The organism is Anaerobiospirillum succiniciproducens DSM 6400 (assembly GCF_000482845.1).
In the GTDB taxonomy this organism is placed as follows: Bacteria; Pseudomonadota; Gammaproteobacteria; order Enterobacterales; family Succinivibrionaceae; genus Anaerobiospirillum; species Anaerobiospirillum succiniciproducens.
In genome coordinates, this window is sequence record NZ_AXWV01000053.1 from 22,706 (window position 1) to 31,864 (window position 9,159).

Annotated in this window: 5 protein-coding genes; all 5 read left to right on the plus strand. The window is 40.8% G+C overall.

What is annotated here, in order from left to right:
• Nucleotides 1-197 precede the first annotated feature (197 nt).
• Nucleotides 198-2,081 (plus strand): hypothetical protein, encoded by a 1,884-nt coding sequence (locus H524_RS0107920; protein ID WP_027939832.1) that lies wholly within the window; start codon nucleotides 198-200, stop codon nucleotides 2,079-2,081.
• Between the two features lie 311 nt (nucleotides 2,082-2,392).
• Nucleotides 2,393-3,952 carry a hypothetical protein gene (locus tag H524_RS0107925; protein ID WP_156907581.1) on the plus strand — a complete coding sequence of 520 codons (1,560 nt, stop codon included), beginning with the start codon at nucleotides 2,393-2,395 and terminating at the stop codon, nucleotides 3,950-3,952.
• Nucleotides 3,953-4,135: 183 nt separating this feature from the next.
• The gene (locus H524_RS0107930; RefSeq protein ID WP_027939834.1) at nucleotides 4,136-6,001 is read left to right on the plus strand and encodes a hypothetical protein; all 1,866 of its coding nucleotides are present in this window, start codon (nucleotides 4,136-4,138) and stop codon (nucleotides 5,999-6,001) included.
• A 95-nt stretch (nucleotides 6,002-6,096) separates the two neighbouring features.
• Nucleotides 6,097-7,959 (plus strand): hypothetical protein, encoded by a 1,863-nt coding sequence (locus H524_RS0107935; RefSeq protein ID WP_027939835.1) that lies wholly within the window; start codon nucleotides 6,097-6,099, stop codon nucleotides 7,957-7,959.
• Nucleotides 7,960-8,054: 95 nt separating this feature from the next.
• Nucleotides 8,055-9,159, plus strand: a 1,105-nt coding sequence (locus H524_RS0107940; protein WP_027939836.1) for a hypothetical protein, incomplete at its 3' end; no start/stop codon positions are given.

Sequence of the window (9,159 nt, forward strand, 5' to 3'; positions counted from 1 at the left end):
TGGCTGCAAGCGGCATAAGATGGGCTTTTAGAGTCGCTAATTATTAGCTAAATATTTGCTTGTAAGATGGGAGATAAGAAAGATTTATTACATGTTCAGTACTAGCTTGGCACTAGCATAAGGACTTTGATCTTGGCTTTATGCTAATGCACAACTAGCACTGGTTTATAGCGCAATAAGTTTACAAGGGATCAGATATGGACTTTTTGATTAGTGATGATGGTGAGCTTATTGCCTACCGTGGAGTGGGTGGCGCTGTGCTCATTCCTGAGGGCGTGAAATTTATTGCGCATGAAGGTGTGTTCGATCCACAAGTTAAGATCACCACTCTAACCTTGCCAAGTACCTTGCTTGGACACAAGCATAAGCTAGGTAGTGACAATCAGGCACATGTGCTGCGCCACAACGAAAGTGCTGCAGGAGACACCGTAGAGCTCTATCAGCGTGATACGTCTAAGGCGCTGGCTGCTAATGATGATCTATTTGAACTCTTATCATTAGATCTTCCAGACCTTGAAAGCTATGAGGTCGCTGAGGGTAATCTCGTCTATAGAGCCATTGATGGCGTGCTCTTGTTCAAGCTGGATTTTGTCTTAGATATACCTAAAAGATCGCCATTTCCATTTAAGCTTGAGTGCTCATATCAAGAATATATTCACTCTGATGAAGCTAAGGACACTTTTTCAGGGCCGCCGCTAGCTGCGTATTTGGACGAGGAAATTGTAACTCCAGAGTTATTTGCCTCGTATCAAACATCTGAGATCTTTGACCTGTCTACTGACAATCTCTACATTTTCTACGCTCTAAAGGCACATGCGATACGTGAAGAGGGATTTCCTTGGTTACCTAAAAAGAACACCATTGTTGTAATACCAAATCTTCATAGTTGTGACCTCAACTCCATTATTGTGCTCTTTGCATTGCTTGGCTTTTGCTATAGGCAAGAGTTGTTTGATGAAGAGCAAGCAAAGGTATGTAGAGCTTTTCTGTATTTTGATGAGGCTAATTGCTATCGTCGCGCTAAAAACTATGGTCTCAAACGAGTTTGTCAGTATTACGAAAACTTATGGGCTCAGGGTTTTGTTCCCAAGCCAGTCATAGAAAACTATGTGGATGCAATTGAGCAGCTTTTTGAATCGATACTCTATGGCACAGTTGATGATGTGCGCTCATCTTTAGATTTTGATGATGTTGTTAGTGATGAACCGTCAATAGCTGAAGAGTTTGTATTCCTTGTCGCTTTTGCAGTGCAGTTAGCTATTCGCTATGGTGGTGTACAAAAGCTTAAGTGCTTGCTATCTAAAGATAGAGTGCGTCAGTACCTCCAAGCCTATATCGATGAGATTAGCTACAAGGGCAATACCCGGGATGGGATCTGGGGTGTCATTGGCAATAAGCCTACATTCACGAGAACATCTGCACTGTTTGTGAATGCGCAAGGTGAAGTACGTAACTTAAGCCCAATAAGCGTTGAGGAGCGCTTAAGTTGTTTTGAGTTTTTGGCACATGATCTACTTAATGTTATCTGTGTCAATGAGTGGAAGTGCTTCTATGCCTATATGTTAGGCCGCTCTGATTTAGCTGCCACACTCTTAGATAAGGCAGATCTCAAGGACTTTGTAGTCAATCTTAGTCAGTACACGAGTCAAACTGACGATGCTGAAATTCTTGAGTACAACACCACGATAGCTAGCGTTTTAGAGTCTAATCCACAGCACGTCATTGCTTTTGCCAAGGCGGCCAAAAGCAAAGACGTACTCATTCGTTTAGGTTTAATTCATGACCTTGCAATAGTTGTTAACACCGAAGAGCTTATTCATGAGCTATTCCCGCTTGTGTACATAGATCATGATGCTTTAGAGGTCTTCTTTTATAGGATTGTGGGTCAAGAAGCTCCAGAGTTATTACAAGCCATGTTGGACTGTGGCTATGATTTTGATGATGAGATCTTAAAGAGATTTGCCACTATCGCACATGATACAGATAATCATGAAATGGTGGCTACTCTTCTAAACTATCAAAACCAAAGACGTAAGGAAAATGATAGTACCTTAGCTCCGACCTCGCCATTGACGCTTTAGTGCGTAATGCAAACAAGCACTTATGAGGATTAACTATGGATTTTGTAATTAGTGATGATGGTGAGCTTCTAAGCTATAGTGGCTTAGGTGGATCAGTTGTCATTCCAGAAGGCGTGAGATTTATTGCCCGTGATGGTGTGTTTGATCCTCAAGTTAAGATCACCGCTTTAACCTTGCCTAGCACCTTACTTGGACATAAGCATGAGCAAGGGAGTGACCATCAGGCACATGTGCTGCGATATAACAATGCCGCTGCTCTTAGCGTTGAGCTCTATCAAAAAGATGGTGCTGCGCCACTTGAGCAGGATGATGTGTTATTTGAGCTTTTGGAGTTAAAGCTGCCATTTTTAGAGAGTTATGCTGTAGCTGCAGATAACGCAGTATATAGCGAGCGATCTGGCGTGCTGATGTTCCAAGATAAATTTATCCTCGACACTCCATCGCAAAGTAGCTTGCCGCTAGCTATGGATAGCTCTTATCAAGAATACATTCAAAGCACTGATATTAACGATGCTCTACAAGGGCCGCCAGTGATTGTGACTATATTAGATGAGCTTGTGTTATGTGAGAGTCTAGATAACTTTCTACAAAGTGAAGTGTTTGAGCATGGCGTAGATAACCTATTGATAGTGTATGCGCCAAATGCAAATGAATTCTTTAAACACTACTTAACGCCTAGACATAATTTAGTCATAGTTGCCCCGAAATACCAAGTTCATGATAATCAAAGGACTTTCTGTTGGCAAAGTCTTTGTGGCTTTTGCTATAAGGCTGATGCATACGATGAGCAAAACAAAGCTTATTACTCATCATTGCTACTTGAGCATGAGAACAAAGTATATCCTTTTGCCAATGAGCAAAAGCTTACGAAAGTACTGTCATATTACAAAAATGTATGGGCTCAGGAATCTGATCCTTCTAAGCAAGTTTCTAATGCTCAAGAGGCTGCGCTACAGATAAAGTTGCAGGTTCTATATGGCAGTGAAAGGGATTTTAAGCATTGCTTAAAAAACAAGAAATATATTAAAGACAAACATATCGAGCTAGTGACGATCGTCGAGCTAGCACTTAGGTATGGAGGGCTTGCAAAGCTTAAGGCACTGCTCAACGAGTCGATATTTAGCGAAAGCTATAGAAAACATCTTGATGATATCTTTGCCAGATCGATGTTCAGTTTCGGCTTGTGGCAAGTAATTGGTTATGAGCCTAGATTTGGCAGTGCCATGACTTTGAATGTTGATAAGCACGGTGAAGTTCATGGCTTGAAGCCTATTAGTATTGAAGAACGCCTTGAGTGTATTGAGTTGCTTACAAGGCAATTGTTAAGGCCGAATTACTCCAAAGAATGGCGTTGTTTCTATGGCTATATGCTAGATCGTCAAGACTTGATTGCTGATCTTATTAGCAAGGTTTGTCTTAAGACCTTTATAACGGATAACAGGGATGTAGTTAGTCAGATTGAGCGTGATATCACTTATACAGGCGTTTTATCCCACAAGGCGTCAATCGTGGTTAACTTTGCCAAGTTAATCAATGAGCTTGGAGTAAAGCTTCCTATATCTGTAGAACCGCTAAAGTACAGAGTCTCAGGCAATGTTGAGCTTATTAAAGAGCTTTTCCCTCTCATAACAGTTAAGGATGACGACATGTTTGAAGTTCTTAGAGCAATCGTTAGGGATGATGATATTGACTCACTAAAAGCTGCCTTGGACTCATCGTATGACTTTTCAAGTAAGCTAATTAAGAAACTTGTACAATACGCCTCAGATAAGTCACAAGCCGAGATGGTAGCAATCATACTTGATTACCTAGATAAGTTGCGCAAACATGGTGAGCAAAGCGTAGGCGTGCGCTCCTCATTAACTTTGTAGCTTGCTTAATTTAGCCTTAACTGTTGGATATAGAGCTCTAGCGGGCGCTGCTACCTCTATACGATGCTGTAGCTGTTGTATATAGAGCTCTAGCGGGCGCTGCTAGCTGTATACCATGCTGTTTAGTCTTATTTTATCTAGGTGTTATTTTTAACTTTTGTATGCGCTAAGGAGTTTAGGTAGATGGATTTTGAGATCTCACAAGAAGGTACGCTAATGCGTTATTCAGGCGCGGGCGGTGATGTGGTGATCCCTGAGGGTGTTAAGTTCATCGAGCATTATTCAGTCTTTGACAATGCAGATAAGATTACATCCTTAACGCTGCCTAAGAGCTTCCTTGGCCGTAAGTTTAAAATCGATTATCGAAATGGCTTTGTCTATAACGCCACAGATAATAGCGTAAGCCATTGCTTTGTTAATACTAGGGCTAGCAAGAAAGTTGCTTCGCTATCAGGTCGTTACTCATATTTGTTCATACCATCACTAAGCAGACTAGAAAGATACATTGTTCATCCTGAAAATCCAGTCTATGAGAGTGTTGATGGTGTACTCTATAGCAGCTGTCGCACTTTTCTGATTCATATGCCAGAAAGTTTCAAGGACACACTGACCTTGGATGATAACTTTTGGAAAGTCCTCAAGCCAGCTGACGGTACGTTATTTAATGTAGATGAAGTTACGTATACGCGCCATTATATATCTGCAGACATGTTTGATGAGATTGCAAGCTGGTGCTATCCAAAACTTACTTTGATTGCGCCAAATGTAACTCGTTGTGAGCCATACAATGAACATGGAAGATGGAACGTGGGCAATAGACACATTACTGTGATAATGCCTAAGTTACCTTTGAGTGAAGAGAATATTGCCAGCGTTGGTTGGGGACTGCTTGCAGGCTATTGCCTTAATCAAGAGTTCTATGATGCTCAGAGCGCTGATGCATACATTCAAATGCTACTCAGATATGAGTGTGAGCTCTATAGATTTGCTAAAGAAGTAAAAGCTCCATGGATACTTGATTTTTACAAGAAAGAATGGTCCCAAAATAGGCTGCCGAAGATTGATAGATCAAGCGATGTGGGTTCAGCACATTACTTATTGGAAGTAGTCTTAAGAGGCAGTGTACAAGATCTTCAACAATTGCTCGATGAAAGTCTACAGCCTCTTACAGAGTCGTTATGGCGTAAAAGAAATGCTATACAAGCTGTCGATTACGCCATTGCTTTAGCGATACGCTATGGTGGTGTAGATAAGCTGCGTTTGCTGTTAGATGCTGAAGCTAAATTGCAACGTAAACCTAAGACATTATCTGAAGAGCTTCATAGCAAACTCTATAATTATTGGGTTACAGGAGATCATCTGTTTTGTAGTTATCCAGCGCACTCAGCGTTTGCAATTACCTCAAATGATGAGGTAAGAAACATGACTCCACTTGACGAGGATGAGCGCTTAAAGTGCCTAGAGCTCTTGTGTGATAGAGAGATATTGATAATCGAAGATAACAGAGATTTTAATATGATCTGCACTCTTGCTTTGCTGTGCTGTGATTTTAAGATCGCCAACTATATACTGTCTCGCGGCGTAAACCTGCAAAGATTCATGCAAGAAGAAAAAGAGTATCTTAGAGACGTTAACTTTTACAATTGGCTATATAGTGCTCACTTTAATCATTTTCCAGGCGTTGTCAAATTCATTGAATTGTTAGCTAGTGACGAAAAGCCAGTCTCTTATCCACCTAGCTGTATTTCTGTGATCATTCAGGAATGGCCTGATGAGTTTGCCAAGATCTTTAATCTTTTAGATGTCAAAGCAAAAGATCTAGTAGAGTTATTTGAACAAGCACTCTTGAGCTCCTCTCATAGCGCGGTTAGTACAATCATCAACTCTAAGCACATTAAATCTAGACAAACCTTGAGTAAGCTTCTAGATGTGGCCACAAAGCACAATGCTCATGAAGCCACAGCAATGCTCCTTGAGAGGCAACAAGAGTCTAAAAGCAAGACCAAAACCAAAAAGACTAGCAAAAAGTCATCATCATTAAGCTTGTAGCGGCACAAAAGTAGTTGTTTGCTATCACTATGATTGAGCTTAGTTGGTGCTCAGCATTCTATTTAGCGATGGGCACTTAGCAGTGAGGATATTCTATGGACTTTGAGATCTCAGATGATGGCACGCTGATTCGTTATTCAGGCGCGGGTGGCGATGTGGTGATCCCTGAGGGCGTTAAGTTCATTGAGCGTGGTGTAGTCTTCGACAACGAGAGGAAAATTACATCATTAACGCTGCCTAAGAGCTTAATTGGCCGTAAGTTTGAGATCGACTATAGAAGTGGCTTTGTCTATAACGCTCAAGACAATAGCGTGAGCAACTGCTTTGTTAATATGAGACTAAAAGAGCAAGAGGCTAATCAAGAAAACCTCTACTCTTATTTGTACTTGCCTTGGCTTAGAAATTTAGAGCGATACATAGTTCATCCGCAAAATCCTATCTATGAGAGTGTCGATGGTGTACTTCTTAGCAAATGCCATAGGTTCGTCATAGACATACCGTGCCAGATGAGTCGATTAGTGACCTTGCATGAGGGATTTGAGAAAGTTCTACGAGCATCTGATGGAGTAGAAAAAGAAGTAGACGCTGTTAAGTATATGGGAACAGCTCTAAGCGCTGAGCAATTAGATGAGATAGCAATGCTGTGCAAGAGAGACATGGTGTTGTTTGCGCCAAACTTAACACAATGCGAGATGTGTAAGTTACATGGACGATGGAATAAAAGAAAAAGAAACATTGTTGCGATAACGCCTGAGTTGAGTTTGTCTGAAGAACTTGTTGATAGTCTTGGTTTGGGGCTACTCTTAGGCTATTGTTTCAAACATCAAATCTATAATGAGGAGGTTGCTGAACAATATATCGACATGTTGCTTAGAAATGAGGTGGAACTCTACAATTGGGCGGTAGAAGGCTCATCTGCTGCGGTACAAAAGTTTTACAAAGAAGAATGGGCTAAAAATAGGCTGCCTAAGATTGATATATCAACGAGCTCAGGCTTCAAGCAATATCTTTTTGAGGTTATCTTAAGAGGCAGTGTGCAAGATCTTCAAGCTCTGCTAGCTATAGATCCAAAGGTGCTTCGGGAACATATTAGAGTTCAGGAAAGATACATCGATGTTTTTAATTTTGCTATAGCGTTAACCATACGCTACGGCGGTATTGAAAAGCTTCGTGCGATCTTAGAGGTTGCAGATAAAGAGTACCGCAGATGTAAGTCATTGCCGCTTCATCTTAATCACTATGGCTATGATCTATGGGTAACAGGTGACCATATTCTTTATCAAGGAAAAGAAAATTCAGCGTTAGCTTTTACCAAAGATTTTGAGGTAAGAAGCTTGGCTCCAATTGATGAACATGAGCGTTTAAAGTGCCTTGAACTTTTGTCAGACCGTGGGATTTTGAATATTAAATGTGATAGGGCTAGTAACCTTCTTTGTTTTTTTGCTTTGCTCTGTGGTGATTTTAAGATCGCCGATTATATGATTTCTCATGGAGCCAACATGCAAACATTGATAAGCGAAAACAAAGGGTATCTTGTAAAAATTGAATTCTATCAATGGATACATCACGCCACCTTTTATTGTTTGCCAGGGGTTGCCAAACTCATTGAGCTATCTTCTACAGAGGAAAAGCGCTTTGCAATGCCATTAAACATCATTAATTTGTTCATGCAGAAGGGGCCAGATGAGTTTGCTAAGATCTTCAATTTGTTAAATTTGAAAACAAAAGATATTGTTGACTTATTTAGAGTATCCCTCTCGCGCTCATATTCTCAGGTTGTTCATGCAATCATCACATCTAATCAGATTAGATCAAAACAAACCATGAATAAGCTCTTAGATTTGGCCACCAAATATAAAGCTCATGAAGCCACGGCGCTGCTCCTTGAGAAGCAGCAAGATTTTACAAGTAAGGCTAGAACCACCAAGACTAGCAGAAAGTCATCTTTAAGGTTGTAGCTGCACACAAAGTACTTGTATGCTATAACTATGCTTTAGCTTAGATGTAGCTCAGCTTTCTATTTAGTTATGGGCACTAGTAGTAAGGATATTCGATGGATTTTGAGATCTCAGATAATGGTACGCTAATTCGTTATTCAGGAGCGGGCGGCGATGTGGTGATTCCTGAAGGCGTTAAGTTCATTGAGCGTGGTGTAGTCTTCGACAACGAGACTAAAATTAAATCATTAACGCTGCCTAAGAGCTTAATTGGCCGTAAATTTGAGAGCTACTGGGGAAATGGCTTTATCTATAATGCTCAAGATAATAGCGTAAGTAACTGCTTTGCTAATACTGAGCTTAAAGAGGAAGATGCTACTCAAGACAACCTTTACTCTTATTTGTACGTGCCTTGGCTTCCCAATTTAAAAAAATACATTGTTCATCCTGAAAATCCAGTCTATGAGAGCGTGGATGGCGTTCTTTATAGCAAATGCCGTAGGTTCGTCATAGACATTCCATACGTGTACCGTAAAGAACTGACCTTGCCTGAGGAATTTGAGAAAGTCCTTGAAGCATATGAAGCCTCAGGGAAATGGGTAAATAAAGTTAGGTATATGGGAGCCTCACTAAGCACTGAGCAATTAGATGAGTTAGGTCGCTTGCCCGGCGACGAAATGCATTTGTTTGCGCCAAAACTAACTCACTGCGAGCTGTGTAAGTTAGATGAAACATGGGATAGAAGTAAAGATCGCATTATTTCGATAATGCCTGAGTTGAGTTTGTCTGAAGAACTTGTTGATAGTCTTGGTTTGGGCCTACTCTTAGGCTATTGTTACAAACATCAAATCTATAATGAGGAGGTTGCTCAGCAGTATATCGGCATGTTGCTGAGAAATGAGGTGGAACTCTACAAGGGTGATGAAGAAAACTCATCTGATGCGATACAAGATTTTTACAAAGAAGAATGGGCCAAAAAGAGGCTGCCGAAGATTGATAGATCTAGCAATGTGGGAGCAGCACATTACTTATTGGAAGTTGTCTTAAGAGGCAGTGTACAAGATCTTCAACAATTGCTTGATGAAAGTCTAAAGCCACTTACAGAGTTGTTATGGCATGACAAAAATGCTATACAAACTGTCGATTACGCCATTGCTTTAGCGATACGCTATGGTGGTGTAGAGAAGCTGCGTTTGCTGTTAGATGCTGAAGCTAAATTGC